Source organism: Psychrobacter sp. 1U2 (assembly GCF_051847575.1).
In genome coordinates this window covers 1-504 of record NZ_JBPYDC010001890.1, presented here as the reverse complement: position 1 = coordinate 504, position 504 = coordinate 1, and the positions used below count along the sequence as shown (strand labels likewise).

Here is a 504-nt window from a genome sequence, read left to right as displayed (position 1 = left end):
CATCGCTCAATACCAGCGCGGCGAAAATGACACAGGTTCACCAGAAGTTCAAATCGCTTTGTTAAGTGCTCGTATCAATGATTTACAGAATCATTTTAAAGAGCATAAAGCCGATCACCATAGCCGTCGTGGCCTTATCCGTATGGTTAATACGCGCCGTAAATTGCTTGATTACCTAAAAGGTAAAGATCTTGGTCGCTATACAACTGTTATCAAGCAGTTGGGTCTACGTCGTTAATTTGACGTCTGCAATATTAATAATAGTTAAGTAAAAAGGTAGTGCTTATTTGTCATATGACTCTAAAGACTCTCTTTTAAGTGTTGAAAAAATAATTGACTGTTATCAATATAATATGTAAGTAATGAAAGAGCGGTGTGGAATAGTTTCACGCCGCTTTTTTATGGATATCTGGTAAGTATTAGGTAGTCTGGTTGCCGTTTAGCCCAACTTTTGACCATAAAAACACTCAGTTTTGTATTTAATTGGTCAACACCTATAAATCA

At 36.7% G+C, this 504-nt stretch carries 1 protein-coding gene; it reads left to right on the top strand.

What is annotated here, in order from left to right; all coding sequences use genetic code 11:
- Position 1: 1 nt before the first annotated feature.
- Positions 2–238, top strand: a complete 237-nt coding sequence (gene rpsO, locus ACS8FD_RS24975) for a 30S ribosomal protein S15 (protein WP_439277823.1) — start codon at positions 2–4, stop codon at positions 236–238.
- Positions 239–504 lie beyond the last annotated feature (266 nt).